This is a genomic window from Sorangiineae bacterium MSr11367, from assembly GCA_037157805.1.
Classification (GTDB): Bacteria; Myxococcota_A; Polyangia; order Polyangiales; family Polyangiaceae; genus Pendulispora; species Pendulispora rubella.
Window position 1 is genome coordinate 85,199 of the sequence record CP089983.1, and the last position, 17,972, is coordinate 103,170.

The 17,972-nt window shown below is 61.4% G+C and carries 13 protein-coding genes; 6 read left to right on the plus strand and 7 right to left on the minus strand.

Going from position 1 to position 17,972, the window contains the following annotated elements:
• Nucleotides 1–78 precede the first annotated feature (78 nt).
• Complete coding sequence (vgrG, locus tag LVJ94_00360) at nt 79–2,349, minus strand: type VI secretion system tip protein VgrG (GenBank protein WXB05716.1); 2,271 nt, start codon at nt 2,347–2,349, stop codon at nt 79–81.
• 131 nt (nt 2,350–2,480) lie between these two features.
• Here vgrG and LVJ94_00365 point away from each other — a divergent pair, with 131 nt between their 5' ends.
• The 4 genes from LVJ94_00365 (at nt 2,481) to LVJ94_00380 (ending at nt 9,349) form a co-directional block, all read left to right on the plus strand.
• A complete protein-coding gene (locus LVJ94_00365; GenBank protein WXB05717.1) occupies nt 2,481–3,878 on the plus strand; it encodes a hypothetical protein in 1,398 nt (465 codons plus the stop codon).
• Complete coding sequence (locus LVJ94_00370; GenBank protein ID WXB05718.1) at nt 3,878–8,104, plus strand: DUF6531 domain-containing protein; 4,227 nt, start codon at nt 3,878–3,880, stop codon at nt 8,102–8,104. Before LVJ94_00365 ends, LVJ94_00370 begins: the two co-directional genes overlap by 1 nt.
• Nucleotides 8,105–8,132: 28 nt before the next feature.
• Complete coding sequence (locus tag LVJ94_00375; protein WXB05719.1) at nt 8,133–8,630, plus strand: hypothetical protein; 498 nt, start codon at nt 8,133–8,135, stop codon at nt 8,628–8,630.
• Nucleotides 8,631–8,860: 230 nt separating this feature from the next.
• The gene (locus LVJ94_00380) at nt 8,861–9,349 is read left to right on the plus strand and encodes a hypothetical protein (GenBank protein ID WXB05720.1); all 489 of its coding nucleotides are present in this window, start codon (nt 8,861–8,863) and stop codon (nt 9,347–9,349) included.
• Nucleotides 9,350–9,918: 569 nt separating this feature from the next.
• Here LVJ94_00380 and LVJ94_00385 read toward each other — a convergent pair.
• Nucleotides 9,919–11,093, minus strand: a protein-coding gene (locus LVJ94_00385) for an IS3 family transposase (GenBank protein WXB05721.1) whose coding sequence is annotated in 2 segments (ribosomal slippage) — nt 9,919–10,838 and nt 10,838–11,093 — 1,176 coding nt in all. Because the reading frame shifts where the segments join, the coding sequence is not laid out codon by codon here.
• 337 nt (nt 11,094–11,430) lie between these two features.
• On the opposite strand from LVJ94_00385, the gene LVJ94_00390 reads away from it, so the two are divergent.
• A complete protein-coding gene (locus tag LVJ94_00390) occupies nt 11,431–12,060 on the plus strand; it encodes a carboxypeptidase-like regulatory domain-containing protein (GenBank protein WXB05722.1) in 630 nt (209 codons plus the stop codon).
• On the opposite strand, the gene LVJ94_00395 is transcribed toward LVJ94_00390, so the two are convergent.
• From LVJ94_00395 to LVJ94_00410, 4 genes are all read right to left on the minus strand, one after another.
• Complete coding sequence (locus LVJ94_00395; GenBank protein ID WXB05723.1) at nt 12,061–13,038, minus strand: hypothetical protein; 978 nt, start codon at nt 13,036–13,038, stop codon at nt 12,061–12,063.
• Complete coding sequence (locus tag LVJ94_00400) at nt 13,035–14,246, minus strand: hypothetical protein (protein ID WXB05724.1); 1,212 nt, start codon at nt 14,244–14,246, stop codon at nt 13,035–13,037. The genes LVJ94_00395 and LVJ94_00400 overlap by 4 nt, the downstream gene beginning before the upstream one ends.
• Before the next feature lie 64 nt (nt 14,247–14,310).
• Nucleotides 14,311–14,841 (minus strand): peptidoglycan-binding protein, encoded by a 531-nt coding sequence (locus LVJ94_00405; protein WXB05725.1) that lies wholly within the window; start codon nt 14,839–14,841, stop codon nt 14,311–14,313.
• A gap of 6 nt (nt 14,842–14,847) precedes the next feature.
• Nucleotides 14,848–15,489 (minus strand): peptidoglycan-binding protein, encoded by a 642-nt coding sequence (locus LVJ94_00410; protein ID WXB05726.1) that lies wholly within the window; start codon nt 15,487–15,489, stop codon nt 14,848–14,850.
• A 475-nt stretch (nt 15,490–15,964) separates the two neighbouring features.
• Here LVJ94_00410 and LVJ94_00415 point away from each other — a divergent pair, with 475 nt between their 5' ends.
• Nucleotides 15,965–17,284 (plus strand): FG-GAP-like repeat-containing protein, encoded by a 1,320-nt coding sequence (locus LVJ94_00415; GenBank protein ID WXB05727.1) that lies wholly within the window; start codon nt 15,965–15,967, stop codon nt 17,282–17,284.
• A 56-nt stretch (nt 17,285–17,340) separates the two neighbouring features.
• Here LVJ94_00415 and LVJ94_00420 read toward each other — a convergent pair whose 3' ends face one another.
• The gene (locus tag LVJ94_00420; protein ID WXB05728.1) at nt 17,341–17,880 is read right to left on the minus strand and encodes a hypothetical protein; all 540 of its coding nucleotides are present in this window, start codon (nt 17,878–17,880) and stop codon (nt 17,341–17,343) included.
• Nucleotides 17,881–17,972 lie beyond the last annotated feature (92 nt).

The window sequence follows — 17,972 nt, forward strand, 5'->3', positions numbered from 1 at the left end:
CTTGCCGGGCGCACGCGACAATCGCACCTTTCGTTGAAGCACTGTCAACGGGAGGACAACAATCCAGGGGGGCGGGCGTCAGTTGATCTTGACGACGGCGCCCTGGATCTTCGCCTGGCCGATGGCATTGACCTCGACCGACGCGCCCGCGACTGCTGACTTGCTCGGATCGACGGTGACGCTGCTACCGGCTACGGAGCTGACGATCTTCTGCGACGCCTTCAGCTCGATGGTCCCGTCTTGCGCGAGAGAAATAGAAGAACCGCCCACTTGAAGCACGATCTTGTTCTTCGCCAGCGTGATGCTCGCAAACGTGGTCGAGAGCTTGGCCGAGCCGCCCATGAGCAGCAACTGCTCCGCACCATCGCGATGAATATGCATCATGGCGCCGGCCTTGGAGACGTACGTCGTTGCGACGTCTTCGCTCTTCGATTGTGCTTTCAACGAATCAGCCAAGGTAACCTTGACGTCTCGATTGAGGTTGAAAACCTCATTTCGGTCTCCCGCCTTGACCTCCACCTTGTCATCACCGGTTTCTACCGTGTGGGTCCGCCCAGCTTTGATGGTTACCTCTTCTCCGGTGTCCACCGTCTCCGTTCGCTTGCCGTGTACCGTGTTGGTCTCGTCGGCGGTGACCGTCACCGAGTGGGCCGCGCCGACCGTCACGGTGCGCGCGGCACCGACGGAGATGCTCTGGTTGGCCCCCACCGTGACCGTTTGATTCGCGCCAATGGTGGACGTTTGATTGGCCCCCACCGTCTCGATGTGGTTGTGGAGGACCACAGTCGTTCGGTCTTTCTGAGCATGCATGAAAAGGTTCTCTCGGCCTGCCGTGTTGTCTTGGGTAATCTCGTTGAACCCGGCATTGCCTGGAATGCTTTTCGTCTTCCACGTGCTTTTTGCAACTTCCGCGGGCAGAGGGTGTGGCTGCGGTTGCACCGTATTGTAAACGGCACCCATGATGAGCGGCCGGTCGATGTCATCATCGATGAACCCGACGATGACCTCCGATCCGACTTTGTGGGCTTGCCAGAAGCCCTCATCGGCATGCGCGACGGGCGTCATCATTCGGATCCAGCAAGAGCTCTTCTCGTCGAATTTTCCGTCGCGGTCCCAGAAGAATTGCACCTTCACGCGCCCGCGGTCGTCTACGAAGGGATCGCCATCTTTTGGGCCCACCACACGCGCGCTTTGAATGCGGCTGTGTGGTTTCGAGACGCGAGCGGGGCGAATCGGGAGCTCGGCCGGAATGGCCACGAACGACGTGAGTCCAAGCGACCCGCGAAATCCGCCGGCATCGTGAATTGCGCCTTGCACCGTGCCTTCCAATTCGATCCGGGTCAGCAGCAAAGCGCGATTGAATCCGTCATCGCGATGCCCGGTTAACGTAAAGGTGCTGCCTGCCGCGAATCGGACTGAGTACGCCCTTCCGAAGAGCATGGCCGCGTCCGAGCGCACTTCGTCGAGCCGTTGCTGGGCGAGTGGCACTCCAATACCGTCTTTGTCGATGAATCTGCCGGGGTAATCGCGCCATTCGCGCTTGTGTGAGTTGCCCGTGGTCTCTTTGCCCGGTGTTTCCGCACGTGCCACGAGGGATTTGCCGGGTTCGAGGAAGTTGTAATCGCGGTGCTCGAAGGCGCCAATGCGAATCCGTTGCGTGCGCTCAATGCTGCGTACGTGCTCCTCGCTGACCGCACCCTGCGTCTCGTTGAACGAGACCGAAAGATCGGGCTCGATTTCCTCGTACCCCTTTGGCTCATTCACGAACACGAGCGACGTCTTCTGTTCCTCGTGTTTGAAGAAGAAGTGCATGCCCTCTTCGCTGGCCAGGCGAGCGATGAACTCGAAGTCGCTTTCGTCGAATTGCGTGCAATACGTGCGCTTCTGCGGTACGGGCCGCACGTACCACAGGCACTCGATCTGTTCGGGCTTGCAAAGCTCCTCGATGATTTCGTGTACGGCCTTGTCCTGAAATATTCGGAATCCGCCACTGTAGCGAAGGTTCGCCATGCGCGGCTCGAGGGTGAATACGACTCGCGCCTGACTTTTTCCGATGAACGCGCCGTCAGGGCTCACATTCGTAACGATTCCGTTCACGCGACGAACGGGCTTTCCATCGCGTTCGATCACGAACGTCGCATCACGTCCGAGCGCTTCCTCGAGCTGCGGGACCGCCTCGGGATCGGTGCCTACCACGATGGTATAGCGAAACAGGGTGGAGAGGTCCTCGACTGCGCGAAACGAAGCGACCCGTAGAAGATTGGCGTCCAGGTCGGTGACGCCAAGCTGGAACGCAAGGTCTTCGTGGAAGGTGCCGAAAATGTTCGCGACGTTGCCAGTGTTGGCCATGGCGCAGCATCACCGGACCGCAGCCAAGGTGCAATAAATCAGCGAGAATCTTGCTCCGTCGTCGGCGAAACCGATAGCCTCGCGCGCGTGCGGTCGAAAATCCACGAGCCAGAGGAGGGGGCGTTGGCAGCATGCCGGGCATTCACAAGAAGCTCGAACAACTTGCAGACGATGTGACCTGGTTCGCATGTGCCAACGAGTTGCGTGTGCATGTCGTCTACGTCGAAACTGACACGGCCGAGCCCGTTCTAAGACAGGTCCTGCGCGGATCTCGGATCTCCCCGTGGTCATCACCCTATTTGACCTTCGTCGAACCCTTCGCGGAAGACGACCGCGGTTGGTCTCAGCGATGCCGCACGCTCGACGATGCGCGGGCGGCAATCGCCGAGGAGCTTTCGGCTCGCGGGCGAACGATCGCAGCCCCTGCGCCGGCGAATGCAGTCCATGTCGGAGACTTTGCCTTTCGCCTCCGGGACTTCGCCGCGGCGTCCGCGCAAGTCTGCGCACCGCCGGTCGTCGTGTTCGCGCCGCCGACCAGTGAGGCAACGGCGCGATGGTCGGGTGAGCTCGAACCACTGGTTCATTCCCCGGGGCTCGCGGCCATCCGCTGGGTCTTCATCGTCGATGAGGAAGCCAGTGTCGGGCGGCTGGTCGAGCAGCTTGGGGCCTCGGCGCTCGTGAGCGACTGCCGCGCCGACCCCGACGATACGCGCGGGATGCTCGAAGCGCTGCTGGCGAACGCCGGCGCGGCGGGGTCTTCTGCACCCCCGCACGCGCTCCTCGGGATGGCATGGCCACGGGCGGCCGCACCGCCTCGGCGGGCATCCTCGGGCGAGCCACTTCCGGTTCACTCGCCGACACCCGAAGATCATACGCGCCTCGCGAGTCGGGGTGAACTGATGCGGGCTGCTCTCGCACTCTCGACGCGCAATGGGCCCGAGGCCGTTTGGTACCTGCGCGCAGCGTCCGACCGTCTCCACGCTGCTGGCATCCTTCAAGAGGCGCTCCACGTGCGCTTGGCCATGGCGATGTCCATCGCAACGTTCGACCAGCCGGATCTCGCATGCCGAGAGCTGGATAGCGTGGCCACGGAGGCGACGCGGGTGGGCTGGCCGCTGGTTGCGGCGCACGCGGCAAGCGCGAAAGCATCGCTTCTCGCCGCGGAGCGGGATATGAACCCCGCCCTGGAGGCCTATGCCCATGCCATCCAGGCGGCGCGCGCTGCCGGCAACGAGGGGGTCTCATTGTTGATTGACCTGCTCCGAGCGGCCGGCCAGCTGTTCATCGCCGAGGGGCACGAAGAGCGCGGCATTGCCTGCCTGCGCGAGGCGCTTGCAGTGGCCCAGGCGAGTTTGCCCAGTATGCGGGCCGGTGCAGCGGAAGTTGCACAACGGCTCGCCGACATTTGCCAGCGCCGTGGCATGAGGGAAGCTGCCTGCTCATTTCAGGCCCAGGCCGAGCACCTCGAACGCGAATCGCTCGCTCCTCAGGATCCCGAGCCCGTTGCGGTCGTGCAGGGGAACGCCTGATGCTCGGCTCCAAGTTCATGGACATCGTGCTGGGGATCGACCGGCACATCGAGATTGTGCCGACACCGGCGGGCCCGGTGCCTACGCCCATGCCGAACGTGTTTTTCGGCGTGATCTTCGACCCAGCGCAGCTCGCGAGCCTGGCGCTTGCCGATTGTCCTGCGGTCGCAGTCGTGGCCATGGCGCTCGATCCGATCGGAGCGGTCGTGAACATCGCCGCCGATGCGATCGAGGGCACCGGCGGAGGGCTCGTCCTCATCAATGGCGTCCCCGCGACCAACACGATGACGACGGTCTCGAACCGCTACGGCATACCGCATATCGTGATTCCGCCGGGGACGATGTTCGTCGTCTCGGGCAAGCCGATGCACATCGGCGATGCGGTCTACAACCTCGGCTCGTCGAGTGTGTGGTTCAGTGGCCGCCGCGCCGTACGCACCCTGATCGATCCCGCGTTTACCTGCTCCGAGCCGGTGCGCCTGCCGACGGGGATCACGATGCCCGTGCCGCTCGGCGCGCCAGTGGTCATTGGTGGGTGGCCGATGCCGGACCTGCAGGCCATGGTGAGCCGCACGATCCGCAATGCAGTGACAGGGCGGATCAAAAAGGCGATTAGCAAGCCACTCGGCAAGCTTGTCGGTCGCATTCCAAACCAGCGATTGAGGCAGCTCCTTGCCACGTACAAGTGCTTCGTCACGGGCGACCCGGTGGACGTGGCGACCGGCCGCATGTTTACGTCGGCGACGGACTTCGACCTTCCGGGGCCGATGCCTCTCACCTTCGAACGGGAGTATTCGAGCGCGGTGAGTGACCGTGACGGAGTTCTCGGTCATGGCTGGTGCCACTCGCTCGACGAAGAGGCGTGGATCGAGCGCGGGCGCGTGGTGTACCGGGGCGGCGACGGTCGCGAGATCCAGTTCGACACCATTGACCTTCCTGGACGGCAGATTCGCGTCGGCGACTCGCTCTACGAGCCTGTGAACCGGCTCTGGCTCTCCTGCGTGCAGGATGGCTTCGACGTGACCACGGCCCAGGGCGAGGTGCACCAGCTTCGACCGGTGCAGGGCGACCGTTGGGCGGGCCGCTTTCGCCTTTCGCGCATCCTCTCGCGCGACGGTCACGCCATCGAGATCGATTACGATGAGCGGGCGTGTCTTGAATGGGTGCGCGACAGCGAAGGGCGTGTGCTCCGATTCGAGCACGACCAGCAGGGGCGCTTGGCGCAGGTGTGGTTGCCGCACCCGAGCGCACCGGGCTTCGTGCCGCACGTGCGCTACGAGTACTCACCCGACGGGAATCTCCTCGCGGTGCACGACGCACTGGGAAACACCGAGCGGTACGAGTACTCGGGCCACCTGATGGTGCGGCGGACGGATCGCACGGGGCTCTCGTTCTACTTCGGCTACGATGGACTCGACGCGAGTGCTTGCTGCGTGCGCACGTGGGGCGATGGCGGGATCTACGATCACGAGCTCGTGTACGACAAGGAGCGTCGGAAGACGGTCGTGACGAACTCGTTGGGCGCGATGACGCTCTACGAGATGAACGAAGCGTTGTTCGTGGTGAAGGTCACCGATGCGCAGGGCGGCGTCATGGAGCTCGCCTACGACGATCAGCTTCGGCAGGTGCGGGAGGTGGAGCCGAGCGGCGAAGTGACCGAGTGGGAATACGATGCACGGGGCAACTGCGTGCGGGTCGTCGAGCCCGGAGGGTTCGCCCGGCGGATGGCGTTCGACCAGCGAGATCAATGCATCTCGGTCGTCGACTCGCTCGGCGCGGAGCACGCGTTGGCGTACGACAATTACGGGCGCGTCGTGACATTGGTCGATCCGCTCGGGCAAGTGACGACGCTGGACTACGAGCGCGGGCGACTCTCCTACTTGCGAACGCCAGATGGCCGTGAGACGCGGTTGGCGTACGATTCCGAGCGACGCCTTGAAACTGTGACGTTGTCCAACGGGGCGACGATGACGCGGCAGTTCGATGCGCTCGGGCGACTGCTCGAAGCTCGTGATGCGCGTGGAGGTGTGCGGCGGTTCGCGTACACGGCTCTGGGAGACGTCACGGCGGTGATGGACCCACTTGGCCTCGTCAGCGAGTACCGCTACGACGGGGAGAGAAACCTCGTCGAAGCTCGCGATCCGAGCCGGCAGCTTCGCCTGACGTACTCGGGTTTCCATCGGGTTGCTGCACGCGAGGAGGCCGGGACGCGGGTGACGTTCGCGTACGACACCGAGCAGCGGCTGACCGCCATCGTGAACGAGGCCGGTGAGCGGCACGAGTTCGAGCTCGACGTCCTTGGCAATGTGCACAAGGAGACGGGATTCGACGGCAGCACGCGAACGTACCTACGGGACAAGAGTGGCCGTGTGACGGAGACGCTGCACCCGAGCGGGCGCTCGAGCAAGGGCGTGTACGATGTTGCGGGCCGGCTCGTCGAGGTGACGCACTCGGACGGGACATTCGCGAAGTTTCAGTACGATGGGTTCGGGCGGCTGGTGGAAGCGGTCAACGAGTCGAGCCACGTGAAGCTCGAACGGGATCGGCTTGGTCGCGTGGTTCGCGAGAGCCAGGACGGCGGGCAGACATGGGTGCGGTCCGCGTACGGATCTGCCGGCGACCGAACGCGGCTCGAGAGTGACCTTGGGGCGTACCAAGCGATCGAGCTCGATGCCCTCGGTGACGTGGTGGCGCTTGCTCACGGTTCGAGGCAGCCGGCTGCCGGGAGGCTTCGATTCCAGCGCGACGTCGCCGGGTTGGAGACCGCGCGCGAGCTGGCCGGTGGAATCCGAGTCGAGTGGGCTCTGGACGCGGAGGGCCGCCCCAGCGAACGCCGCACGACGCGGCACGCGCCTGGGGAAGATGCGGTCTCGTCGTCGCAGCGCGGTTCTTGGGCTCCACTGTGGAGGGCCGCGGGAGACGTCGAGTCGCTCGACGCGCGCAGTTACCTGTGGCGAGGCCGAGACCAACTCGACGCGGTCGTGAGTGCATCGACCGGGCCGACGTTCTATGACCACGATGCACGCGGACGATTGGTGCGCGAACGGCGGCCCGCCGAGCAGCGCGTCGTCGAGCGGGCCATGGACGTGGTCGGCAACGTCTATCGGAGCGCGGACGGGAGCGATCGGCGGTACGGCAAGGGTGGTCGCATCGAGCATGCCGACGGTATTCAGTACGAGCACGATGCGGACGGAAACCTGCTCAAGAGGCTCGAGGTCGACGGACAAGCGTGGCTCTATCGGTGGAACGGGCACGGTTTGCTCGCCGAGGTGGAGCGCCCGGACGGCACGCGCGTGCGCCTCGAGTATGACGCCTTGGGGCGGCGGACGAAGAAGGCCGTCGTCGCGGTGAGCGGTGGTGCAGCCGCGGCGAAGGAGACTCGTTTCGTGTGGGACGGCGACACGGTGCTCCACGAGCTCGACGCCAAGAAGCCCCCAACGACATGGTACTGGGAGCCGGGAACCTTCACACCGGTGATGAAAGAGCAGGCCTCGAAGCGCTGGTGCATCGCCAGCGACCACCTCGGCACGCCCATCGAGATGTACGACGAGCTTGGCGAGATCGCCTGGAAGATGCAGCTCGATACCGTGGGCGTGCCCAGCTTCGAGATCGGCAAGGCAGAGGATTGCCCTTGGCGGTGGCCGGGCCAGTACGACGACCCGGAACTGGAGCTCGCATACAACCGATGGCGCTACTTCAGCCGTCACATCGTCGGGTTCATCTCCGACGATCCACTCGGGATCCAGGGTGGAATGCGCCTTTGCGCGTACCCGGCAGATCCGAGCATGTGGATCGACCCATTGGGTCTGACGGAGTGGTTCATTCGCTACGTCAGCGAAGAGGAGGCCAAACAGTCTGCCAGCAACCTCAAGGGTGACGACAATCTTCACCCGCGCCCCCACGGCAACACGACAGGCCGCGGCCCGAAGTGGATCTCCGAAGAGCAAGGAGAACACCGGCTCGCCAGCCAGGGGCCCTGGCGCCTTCGTATCGCGGCAAAAGATGGAACCACCGCATGGTTGCGTAGCCTCGGTGTGAATTTTGATGACCTTGCGAATGAAAAGGCTGCGCCGAAGCGTGTTATCAACAAGTCCAACGAACGCGGATCACATGGCGTCGGTGTCGATCTCCTTGCTCAACTGAATGATAACATCACCAAAATTACGGCCACTGCCGTTGATAATGGCAAGAATAAGGGCAAGAACAAGAAAAAGGGTGGATGCTAGCAAGTGCGGCTGTTGGCGAGGTGCCTAAATGACCGGATCGAAATTTCTACTTCTCGATGTTCTCATTCGGCTCGCCAAACGAGAGGAAGTTCCGATCGAAGGTGCGGACCTTGAAGATATCGTGCGCGCGTGTTTTCTCTTCGTCGCGTCGCCCAGCGTCGAAACGTGTCCCCGTGCTGAGCGCATTGGCTATGAAGAATACGAAGGATACACGAACGAAGAGTCCGGCGTTAGCGAGACCCTGCGCGGCCTTTCGTTGCCAGGCTCGGAGCTGCTGCTGACGGATATGATCAGAGGTCTCATGCAGGAGAAGAGCATCCCCCCTGCGTTGAAGGATGCCTGCCCGGATCTTTCGTATGAGGACTACGTGGCGGGGCTATGGGCTATTATGTGTATCTTGCATGCTCTTGTGTGGTCGAGTTTCGACACGCCGAGCGAACAGCAATATTCGGAAGAGCGCACGCGTCGTTTCATTGCCAAGACGATCGAGCAGCTACGAGAGTTCCGGACGACAGGTGAGCTGTAAACCCTTTGGCTGAAGGGGGCCAGCGAGCCGACCCTGCGAATTAGAAAACCATCAAACCGCGCTAATGGATACTCGAGGTCGTCGTGATATTTCTCGAAAGCGCGGCACTTGCGTTTCGGTATCGTGACATTGGTAACAGAGCCTTCTTGCTCTCACTCTAGGAGTGATCAGGAAGACAGTCGAAGTCAACGAACCGATTTTGTGGGAACTGATTTTCGCGGAGTGCCTAGATGACTGGAACGAAATTTCTACTTCTCGATGTTCTCATTCGGCTCGCCAAACGAGAGGACATTTCGATCGAAGGCGCGGCACTCGAAGATATCGTGCGGGCCTGCTTTCTCTTTGTCGCGTCGCCCAGCGTTTTGACGTGCCCTCTCGCCGAGCGCATCGGCTACGAGGAATACGAGGATGATATCACGGGTGTTACAGCGACCCATCGTGGCCTCTCACTCCCGGGCCCGCAGATGTTGCTGAAGGAAATGATCGAGGGCCTGATGGCGGAGAAGAGCGTCCCCCCTGCCTTGAAGAATGCCTGGCCTGATCTCTCTCACGAGGACTACATGGCGGGCTTGTGGGCCATTCGGTGCATCTTGTACGCGCTTCAGTGGTCGACCTTCGACGCGGAGCATGAGCCGCAATACACTGAGGAGCGCACTCGTCGGTTCATTGCCAAGACCATCGAGCAGCTGCGGGAATTCCGAGCCACGGGGGAGGTGTAACGTCTGAGTCAGCACGAACCAGCTTGCCGATCTGCAAATCAGAAATCATCTAGCAACGCGGATCGATACTCGAGGTCGTCGATGGCAAGGATTTTCTGAAGTTAGTCTTCCGACCTTGGCAAGAAACGTTTCTCGAGGAGTGCTTATATGACTGGGACGAAATCTCTACTTCTCGATGCCCTCACTCGTCTCGCCAAACGAGAGGAGATTTCTGTCGAAGGAGCGGACCTCGACGATATCGTGCGCGCGTGTTTTCTCTTGGTCGCGTCGCCCAGTGTCGAAACGTGCCCCCTCGCCGAGCGCATCGGCCACGAGGAATACGATTACGAGAATTCGTCGGCGCCAGAGACTCTGTGCAGCCTTTCGCTACCAGGTCCGCAAGTTACGCTCAGGGAAATGGTCGAAGGTCTCATGGACGAGAAGAGCGTCCCCTCTGCCTTGAAGGATGCTCATCCGGATCTATTGCACGAGGACTACATGGCGGGGTTGTGGGCTATTCGGTGTATCTTGTACGCGTTTGAGTGGTCGACCTTCGACGTGATCCTCCCCCGCTGCAGTGGACACCGTCACTATGCGGACAGCTTGTTTGATTGCAACAAAATTAATTCAAACTCAATTGGGCTAACGTAACCAATCGACGAATGCCGTCTAACGGGGTTGTAGAAATTGTCGATGTAGTCGGCGATCGACGCGATCGCGCAAGCCCTCGTCACGTAGTTTTCATGATCGATCAACTCGCCCTTGATTGTGGCGAAGAAGCTCTCGGCGACGGCGTTGTCCCAGCAGTCGCCCTTGCGGCTCATACTCGCCACGAAGCCATGTCGTTCGAGTCCGGCACGGTAGTCGGCGCTCGCGTACGGGCTGCCGCGGTCCGAGTGATGAAGCAGCCCCGTTGGCGGTTTTCGGCTGTTCACGGCGCTGCGAAGGGCCTGCAACGCGAGCTCCCGGTCGTTGGTTTCGCTGGTCGCCCAGCCGACGACTCGTCGCGAATAGAGATCAAGGATCGCGGCGAGGTAAAGCCAGCCTTCAAGGGTCCAGACGTACGTCACGTCGGTCACCCATGCCGTATTCGGAAGATCGACGTCGAACCGTCGCTCGAGCAGATTCGCGGCAACGGGGTGCGCATGCTTCGAGTCCGTGGTGCGACGAAAGCGTCGTTTTCGTTTCGCGGCAATCCCGTGCTGGCGCATCAAGCGTTCGACGCGTTTCCGAGCCACGCGGATGCCCCGAGCCCGCAGTTCCCGATGCACACGCGGGCTTCCGTAGGTGCCACGACTGCGCTTGTGCGACGCTTCAATCTGCGTCGCGAGCTTCTCGTCACTCGTCCTGGCTTTCGACTTCGGCCGTGCTTTCCAGGCGTAGTAGCCGCTTCGCGAGACGCCGAGTACGAAGCAGAGAACCTGAATGGGCCAGAACGTCTTCTCCACGTCGATGAACGCGAACTTCACGTGTTCTCCTTCGCGAAGAATGTTGCTGCTTTTTTTAAGATCTCGCGCTCCATCTCGAGGCGTTTCACCTTTCGGCGAAGCTCCGCGAGTTCCTCACGCTCCGGCGTCGTCAGCTCGTTCGATGTGGCACTCTTCGGCGCTTGCGCGTCGGCGCGCTTGACCCAAGCTCGCAGCGCCGTTTCCGTTAGATCGAGGTCGTTCGCGACCTGCGCGATGGTTCGATCTCCGCTCTTGCAAAGCCGAACTGCATCTGCCTTGAACTCGGGCGTAAACACCCGTCGTTTCCGTTTCGCCATGGGACACTCCTCGCGTTACTTCGAGTTAACGGGACTGTCCACTGAAACGGGGGACCTCCAACGCGCACGAAAAAGGCCAGTATTCCGAAGAGCGTACGCGTCGGTATCTAGCCAAAACCATCTTGCAGCTGAACTTGTTCCGGACGACGGGGGAGGTGTAAACCGCGCAGCCTCTCGCAGTTCGGTCCGTATTCATGTTGCCGTTCGCGCAGCGTGCATGTTCATGAAAGCGCTGCAGACATTCGCGACGTCCTCAGATTTGGCCATGAGGCGGCATCAGCGGGCCTAAAAAAGCCAGGGCGGCTCTTGCTAGAGTGCGGGCGACCCCGGTACCGTCGTGCGTGTGCGGTGGGGCATCGACCAGTGGTTGATCGCGGACACATTCGGCCGGGAATGGCGATTCTGGATCGCCCGGCCCGATGACCGCGAGACAGCGACGCGCATCTCGCGCTGGGATTTGCCTGGCGAGCCGCTGTTTCACCTCATTCCGCAGGCCTTCTCGGATTGGGGCGCCCGCGATGACGAAACGGCGGCCGACCTGCTCGCGATCTACGATGCGCTCACGGGCTCGCGCCTATGCGAGGAGCTGCCGCGACCGACGCAGGACCGCCGTCGCCGCCTCCGCCACTTCGCCCCCGAGCTGAGCCGCGTGCTCTACGGTGCGCTGGAAGCGGGGGTTCTCAGGTTCGAGCGCCACGAGGTGGCGTGGCCGTTTCCCGAGAAGGAGGAGAAGCCCGAGGATCGGCGCCCAGGGAAGGGGGGCGACGAGGCGGACTGGGTCGAGATCGTGGCCGTCGATGCGGAGGGTCAGCCCGTGTCGGGTGTGCGCTATCGGGTCACTCTCTCGAATGGGGCCGTGCGGGAGGGGATGGTCAACGAGAACGGGAAAGTGCGGCTCACCGACGTGCCGCCCGGGTCGTGTGAGATCGAGTTTCCGGAGTTGGATGCGAAATCGTGGTCGAAATAGTCAATCGGGGAGCGCACTGAGCGCAAGGTACATGTCGCGGTGCACCGCGGGGTGGTAATGCGCGAGCGCGGTGAGCGGATAATCAAGGGGCACGCCGAGCTGGTAGGCGGTCCATACCGCGACATCGCGGACTTCGGTATCGACCCATGGGCAAAAGTGACTTTGGCAGATGCTGAAATGCGTCGCGTTGCTGAGCCACGGTAACAACGCCTTTGCCATGCGCTTGTCGTTCAACAAAATGAGGTGTTTGGAAACACGCATCACATCGTCATCGTGGACTCGCGTTCTACTTACGTAATCTTCGAATGGCTGCGGCGCGGCTACGATGCGAGCAGCGAATCTGTTGCGTTCTTCTTCCCCGCCGAACGCGATGGCGGCAAGCTCACCATCTTCGCGTACCCAGTGACCGTCCTTGCCATCCTTTGCTACGAGTTGGCGTACGGCGTCGAGTCGGGTCGGGTCGGGGCGCTTCATTAGGATTTCGTAGAGCAAACTGCGCATTCCTTGAATGCGTGGAAATGCGGCGATGATCGCATCCGCTGATGGAACATTCCGGTGCTCGCGAAGGCAGTTGACGGCGACCATCTCAACGTTCCACTCGATGTCAGCCGCCATCTTCAGGAGCACCTCGTTGCTCTCGATCGTATCGACTTCGCACAAGAAGCCGGCTGCACTCTTTCGGGCGTCAACGGGCATAGTCTTACGTGCCGCGTCGAGCGCTTGCGGAAGGTCGGCTGGCGCGTGCTTCGCGTTCTTCCGGAAGGACTGATCGTTCGCTCGGGCCGCCCGAACAAAATCGTCCGCCGTAAATGTTGGGGGGCTTGGTACCGGTGCTGCGGATGAAGGCGCCGTTACGGGGACCGATGAGTGTACGGCCGAGGGTACGCCAGGCGCCGTGGTCTTTTCATCGCGGGAGCAAGAAAAGCTGCTCAGGCAAATGAGAATGACGGTCAACGTGTCGAAGCGTTGCCACATCATGGGAGCAGGGGGGCGAAGGTCCCTGCGTCGGCCGCAGCCCGTAACATGCTTATCTCAGGGGTCTGCTTCATGACGTGGCGAATTTTGCTCATGAGGAGTTGGCCGGGCGAGATCATCTTCGAGTTAAATTGCCCGTAGCCAACTTGTCGACTCGCGCTGGAACGCTTTTGTCGCATAAAGGGAGGGACTTCCAGCGACTCCCATGAGGCATTGGTGTGCATCAGGCTGCGGTCCGCCCAGATATCCTCCTGCGCGAATGGAACATCGAGACCATTGTAATGCTCGAGGGTCAACACATGAGCAATCTCGTGAGCGGCCACATGCGCGAACGAGGTAAGGGTTACCCAATCCTTATCGTCTTCCTGCAGGGATGCGACGAGTCCCACTTGGCCGCCCGGGAATGGAAGCGGAGTACGGCCGGGATCGGGCGCGATGCGTCTCGCTTTCTCGCGGCTTTGTCCGAAACCACCGACATTCAATCCCCCACCGGCGCCCACCGATGCGATGATATTTACCAGATACACATTCAGCGCATCGGAAACCGGGTGTTGGCTCATCACGGTTTGCGTCTCCACGTCGTCGCCTGGGGAAAGCCCCTCGGTCGTGAGCCTGCCCCTTCGCGCGCAATGGTGAACCGCCTCGTGCTTCAGTTCTTTCGCGAGCTTGAACTGGATGCCGGCTTGCGCATAGATCTGATTTACCAGCGCGAAGCCTCGTTGGACCCGCTGGAATGAAAGCGAAGGTCCAGCCGGCCAGTCGTTCCTGGGGTTATCGTCAAACATATCGACGACGTGCACTTGCACGTCGATCGACATGAGCTTGTACACCCGCACCGCCAACTCCGCGATGACGGGGCCATCTTTCGTACCGAAGTGCAACCGGACGACCGTTTCCGCCGCGTCGCCACCGTGCGAGACACCGTGAATGTACACACAATCGCCATGCTGCGTGCCATTGTCATCGGGCGAAAGGGGCGTGCCCTCCTCGGGGAACTCGATCTTGGCCACCGCAGGATTGACCGCCACCGGGAAAATCTGGGCTCCCTTCGACAACCGGTCGCGCACCACGCGTACGCGGATCGTGCGGCCGGCGATGACTCCGACTGTGGGCCCGTGCGCGGGCCCATTCTTGGTTACCGTGAATCCATGGTCGTCGATGTCCGGTGCGCTAGCGTCCGCGAAGCCGCTCACGGCGCGCGCGAAACGCACCGGTACGACACGGTGAGGGAGGGGATTCGCGAGTCCTTGCGGACCGAGTGGCGCGAGCCGAAAGTCAGCCATGGGACTTCTTCCCCTTTCCCTTGAAGGCTTCGTCGATGGCGCTCAGCGTCTCGTTCGATAGAACCCCGGTCATCGGAAGATCGTGATCCGTCTGAAAATTCAGAATCGCTTGCTGCGTCCGTGCGCCGTCCATGCCATCGGCGGGCTCCGCGTCGCCGATGGGTACGAGTTGATAACCGGTCATGTACCCAAGCGCATCGAGCCTCTTCTGCACGCCGGCGAGCGTCTTGATGGCCGCAAGCTCGGGATGCAAATGCACTTCGTAGCGCGTTCCCAATATCTCGATCACCGGCGTGCCCACCCAGAACGCCGCCAGGAGCACGGGGACCTGGCCCGTGGCATCGGTCTTCCCTTGCGCGAGCGGCGGGTCGCCTTCGAGTCCTACGGTGTAGTCGGCATTCGCAATGCCCAAGTTTGGGCCTGTCCCCGGTGCGATTTGAAAGCGCACTGGAATCGTCGTGGGGAGCCTCACCGTGTTGAAGCTCGTTGAGCCGGGCATCGTCCGCATGACTACGATTTCCATCGAACCTTACCCCTCGTACGCACTCTTCAATTTGTTCCGCGTCGTATCGTCCACGACACCCGATTCGTCCAGCCCTTGATCGCGTTGAAAATCACGCAAGGCCATTGCCAATTGGTCGTTGTCCTCTTTGCCTGCCGGAAGGCCTGCGAGATATCCCAAATTGGAAAGGCGGCCCTGCACGCCGGAAGTCTCTTCGAGCGGATCGAGATGACCGACCCGGAGAGGCAAGCGAATCACTTCCGTGTCGCTGAGGAAGACCTTCAGCTCCGCAGTCGTCGCATCCACGGGGATGTCTTCGTCGAGCATGCCGTTGCCGTCGGTTTTCTTGGATGACGTTACGCCTGCCACGACCAGCTCGTACTTCGTGTTCGTCAGGACCTTGCCCTCGGGATCCAGCAGCCGGATCCGAAGCTTCACGCGTGGCCGTTTGATCGTGAAGGTGTGCGAAGCGCCCGTGCTTACGCTGACGCGTTTCGGCGTGCGCTCTGGGATGGTGACTTCGTCGCCCTCGAGCAGCGTATTGGGATTCAGGCGCTTGCGCCGAAAGTCCTCGCTCTGCGCGTCCCAGATGCGTTGCCAATCCGCGAACCCGTACTTCCACGCGATGCTTGCGATGCATTCACCTTGTCGAACCGTATGCACGGCCATCGTTGCTCATCCTCAGCGAGGAGGATACGTGAGCATGAGGGGGGAGTCGACGAACGCTCTCGTGCGCGTTAGGCGCTGCATCGATGGGCCGGACGCATCGGGGGCACCTCTTCGCTTCAGCTCGCTCATGAGCGTCCGTCGGCCGCGAATCGTGTGACGTTTTCGCGCAACTTGTGAAGACTACCGGTCGAAGTACGAGTATCCCGACTGGCGACACATGAACCAACCGGCCAGGTCGTGCGCTGCACACCCTGGCCCTTCACGAGGAGCCTGGTGCGGCGACGCCCGGAGTTCGACAACGATGGCAAAGACGACTTCTTCGAGGGCGGGGTGGTGGCAGCTAGGTAGCCTGGTGGCCGCCGTCGCAGGTGCGGCGGTGCTCGTGCCCGCGTGCGGGAGTGACTCTTCGAGCAACAACGACTCGCAGCGCGACGCGGGAGGCGACGGAGGACTTCTGCCGGGGCCTTCTCCGTACATGACGATCAGCGTCGATCCGCCAACTGTACCCGCGGACGCAACGTCCGTGGCGACGGTCACCGTTAAGCTGAGGAATCCCGAGACGGGGCAACCGTGGAGTGGTCAACAAGTCCTGCTCAAGTCGAGTGGGAAGGGAGATCGATTCTCGTTCGTGAAGAGCACGACCAACGACGATGGCGTTCTCACCGCGACGATGACGTCGACTGCGGCCGAGAGCAAAACGGTAACCGCAGAAGTGGGTGGGTATTACAATTCAGCAACCGTTGAATTTACAGCTTGCAAGTCAGCGTCATTTGTCCCAGTTCCGCCGACCGCGCTCGAACTAAGTCCGGCCGGTACCATTGCTGCCGATTTTAATCTAGATGGTATGTCGGACATCGCTTTTGTGTCCGGCAAAAGTATTGGCGTTGCGCTCGGGAACAGCGATGGTCGATTTAGAAATGTCGTTGGATATGTCGCCGGAGTGAATCTGTTTGGAATCGCGTTGGGCGATTTCAATAAAGATGGCAAACCGGATGTTGCGGTTAGTACGTTCGACGCCGCTGGCGGCAATACGGTGTTGAGTGTTCTGTTGGGGAAAGGTGACGGGAAGTTTGACCGACTCGTCGACTACGCGGTCGGCCCCAATGTGAGGCTTCTCGACACGGCAGACTATAACAACGACGGCAACCTGGACCTTGTTGCGATTACCAACAACGCCACAGTAAACGTGTTCCTTGGAAACGGTAACGGAACGTTGCAGTCGGGTATCGACGCCCCGGGAGGCACGACCCCCGTTGCCGTGATGTCGGGCGACTTCAATACCGACAAGAAGCTGGATCTCGCCGTCATCGCGGAGAATGGCGTACGTATTCTATTGGGAAGCGGCGACGGGAAGTTTCAGGCGGCTTCCACTTATGCAGCGGACGGCTTCAACAACAACGGAGTCGTAGCGGACTTCAATGGCGATCACCGGTTGGATCTAGCCGTTGCCGACCAAGGTGGCTCGAAGGTAAGCGTCCTGCTGGGAAATGGAAACGGCACTTTCGGAACTGCCGTTCCGTATCCCGTTGGGGGGATCCCCTTCGTCGTGACAGCGGATCTCGATGGCGACGGTAAGCTTGATCTGCTGACGTCGAACAGCGAACAATCCGACATCAGTTTGCTGTCCGGAAAGGGCGACGGCACATTCCAGGCCGCTACGAAGTATCTGGGCATGGACATTCCCAGCCCTGGTCGCCCGCTCGCGGCAGACTTCAACGGAGACGGCAAAATGGATTTGGCCGTCCCGAACGCCAACAATGTCTATCTTGTTCTCAGAACGGCCTGCACGCGTTAGCGGATAGTGCGAGCGGTGTTGATGCCGCTCGCACGATTCGTGTGGAACGCGGTCAGTTATTCCTTCGCGCCGGTCGCGATCCAGTCCTCAATCAGTTTGATCTGTGTAGCATTCAGCGGGTTAGGCGTGCCACCCTGAGGCGTGAGCGGCATTCGGGCGCCGCACTTCGGAGCGTCGGACGACACTTTGCTGTGCAGAAGGCTCTTGGCTACGTTGTTTGGTTCGACGAGCTTCCAGGTGGTGCCAGCGTCCGTCACGGGGTCCGGCTTGCACGGCCCGCCAGGCGCCTCTTTGTTGATCAAGTTCTGATACGCGATGTCTTTCCCCTTCAGGACCAGACCGCCGCTCGGGTTCCGCGCGCCGCCATCGGGAAACGTGGTGGAGTGGCAGCCGATGCATCGCTGCGAAATAACCTGATCATAAACGTCGCTAAACGTCACGTCGTCGCCCGGGCCCGAATCCTGTTGCGGGCTGGAGTCCTTGCCGGCGTCGCCCCCGGTGTTGTTGTTGTCGTCGTCGCTGCTGCAGGCGGCGAGGGATGTGCCCATTCCGGCGATGGCCGTGATGAGGGCGATGAGAAGCAAGCGCGTTTTCATAGCGGCTCCCTAGTTAGGCTGAGGTGGGTTCCAATGTCGGGAATATCTGCCCGAGGGCACAGTGCGATGAAAGACGCCGGAGCATGCACAAA